Raw genomic sequence first — 2,642 nt, 5'->3', positions numbered from 1 at the left:
CGTGGAGCCTGAGCGGCCCGTGGGCCCTGGGCGGCCGGTGGGCCCTGGGTGGCCTGGGGGGCCTCCGCCGCCGGAGCGGGACCGGGGGCGCCCGAAGCGGGGCGGGGAGCGGCAGGAGCGGGGCCGGGGGCGGCAGGCGTCCACACCTGCTGCCCGCCGTACGGGCCCTGGGGCGGCTGCTGCCGGTGGGGCGGTGCGGCCGGCGCGCCGGTGTCCGCGCCCGGCATCACACCCGGCGCCGCCGGAGGGGCCGCGGCGCCCGCCCGCTGCGCGGCACCCGGCGAGAGCCCCGGCGACGGGTGGCGTGCGGGGGAGCCCGCCGTCCAGGAGGCGGCGTACTGCTGGTGGAGGTCGGTGGCGACCTTGCGGACCGAGCGCACCAGCAGGGAGCGGTCCACGCGCCCCCGGCGGCGGCCCGCCAACTGCTCGGCGCCCGCCGGGTCGTGGGCGAGCACGCCGACGACCCGCGCACCGGCACGGGAGGCGACCAGCATGTCGTTGACCTGGCTCGCGACCTTGGAGGCGCCCTGCGCCTCGGTGACCAACAGCACCCCGATCAGCGGCTGGGCGAGCTGCCCCATGCCGCGCTGCGGCCCGTGCAACCGCGCGGCGAGGGCCAGCGCGCGGTCCCGTACGCGCGCGATCTGCTCCGGCTCGCCCCGCGCGATCAGCAGCACCAGCGCGGCGTGCGGGAAGAGCGCCACCGAGGCCGCCTCGGGTCCGATGCGCCCGCAGTCGGCGATGACGTCGGCCGCCAGTTGCGGGTGCGGGGTGTCGGCGAGGGTCGCGAAGGCGCGCCCGACGGTGTCCCACTGGCCCGCCAGCCCGGCCGACTGCTCGGCGTTGCCGAGCCCCACGAGCACGTCGAGCCCGCCGGACAGCCGCTGCGCGTGGTCCCAGAGCTGTTCGGGGGCGAGGCCTCGGCGCGCGGCGGCGGCGAGCGAGAGCATGCCGGTGTTGGGGTCGAGTGGCCGGCCGTCCGTGCCGGGGCTGCGGTAGACGAGGTCACCGCCGGCGGTGTCCGCCTCGGCCAGCAGCGCGCGACGCGGCCACACCGCCGCGAGGGCGACGGCGGCCGTGGTGACCCCCGGTGCCCCCTTGTCGGCGGCGAGTGCGATCAGCGCCATCCGGCTACGCCCTTCCTCGACTCTGTCGGCTCTTCCGGCTTCTCGTCGGAACGTCTGTGCGGCCTGGTGGCCGGTACCGCGATGCCCGTACGTCCGGGGCTCCCGGCCGAAGGCCGCAGCCCGCGCCCCGTGCGCCACGGCCCCGTGCCGTGCGCCTCGGCCCCGCGCACGTGCCGTGCGTGCCCTACCGGCCGCGTGCCGTACGTGCCCGTGCCGTACGTTCCCGTGGTGCCGTAGCGGACGACGACACCACCGCGCGGGGCGGTTCCACGGCGGGCGCACCGGGCCAAGGCCGGCGGGTGCGGTCCTGGCGGGAGCCGGTGGGCGGTCACGGCAGGCTCCTGCGGGCCCGTCAGCCGCCGCTGCCGGAGTCGAGCACGAGGGAGACCTCCCCGTTGGAGGCCGCGGCGGTCAGCCGCGCGACGTCGCTCTTGTCCACGACGACCGAGACGGGCAGGTTGCCGCTGGAGGCGACCGAGTCGCCGCCGTCCTTGCTGATCGACTGCACCCGCACCCCCTCGGCGAGCGCCGCACTGCCACCGCCGCGGCTGCCGCTGCCGCCTTCCGTCTCGTCGTCGGAGCCGCCGTCCCCGCCCGAGGAGGCGCTGCGCCCCACCTGGTAGGCGGAGACGGTGTCGCCCTCCTCCAGCCGCGGCGGGTACTGCCCGCTCTTGAGGGACAGCCCGACCACGGCCTTGCCGGGCTCGAGGCCCTTCTCCTTGGTGAGCATGCTGCCGACCAGCACGGTGCCGTCGACCAGGTCGGTCGCGGTGCGGTACTTGGTGAGCAGGCCGCGCTGCTCCCAGCGCACATACTCGATCTCGCTGTCCTCTGCGACCATCACCGACTTGATCGCCGACTGCGGGACGGGCTGGCCGCGGGGCACCCGCTTGGTCAGGGCGACGGCCTCGACCCGGTCACCGGCCCGCATCACCAGGACGGTCGCGCCGAGCGCGCCGAGCAGGACGAGGAGGACGGCCAGCGCGGCGAGCGCCGGCTTGCGTTCGCGGGGTGCCGAGGGCAGCCGGTCGCCGCCCGGAGCGGGAAGGGCGGCCGTACGTCCACCTCCGGCGGCGCCTCGCTCCTGGGTCTTCACCTCACCACCCCCGTGGCTTGTGCGTGGGCTTGTGCGCCGCACGTCGAACGTGTCACAACGAGAACCTGCCCCCCACCGCCGAGCCGGTCCCTCCCCCAGGTTCCGGCAGGCGCTTACGCCATGTAAATCCAAGGCACAGTATCAACACCCCCCCACCCCCTCAAGGCGGTTCCGGGGCCATGCGGCCTCGCCGTGCGGGGAGTTCGTACCGGGTCGCGCCCGGTTCCGGAAGGATGTGCTCCGTTTGCCGGTGCCGCGCCCATGGCCTGGTATGCACGGACGGGTCCACCCGAGTACGGTGTCAGCGCGGCGTCAGGATCACGCCAAAATCTTCATAGGTGTGCCGGGAAGTCTGGTCGGCGATGCGGGGACGTACACCCGCGTCCCCATCCGTACCGACCCCCGGAGCCACCATGACC

2 protein-coding genes are annotated in these 2,642 nt (G+C 75.9%); both read right to left on the bottom strand.

Translation table 11 applies throughout. The features are described from left to right. Window positions 1-1,127, bottom strand: a 1,127-nt coding sequence (locus AB8Z75_RS34075; protein WP_369208884.1) for a hypothetical protein, incomplete at its 3' end; no start/stop codon positions are given. A gap of 352 nt (window positions 1,128-1,479) precedes the next feature. Then, entirely contained in the window at window positions 1,480-2,223 is a 744-nt protein-coding gene (locus AB8Z75_RS34070) for a hypothetical protein (protein ID WP_369208882.1), read from the bottom strand. Between the last annotated feature and the right edge of the window lie 419 nt (window positions 2,224-2,642).

Source organism: Streptomyces sp. PU-14G (genome assembly GCF_041028275.1).
Lineage (GTDB): Bacteria > Actinomycetota > Actinomycetes > Streptomycetales > Streptomycetaceae > Streptomyces.
The sequence above is the reverse complement of the archived record's forward strand: the minus strand, read 5'-3'. Positions and strand labels throughout refer to the sequence as shown.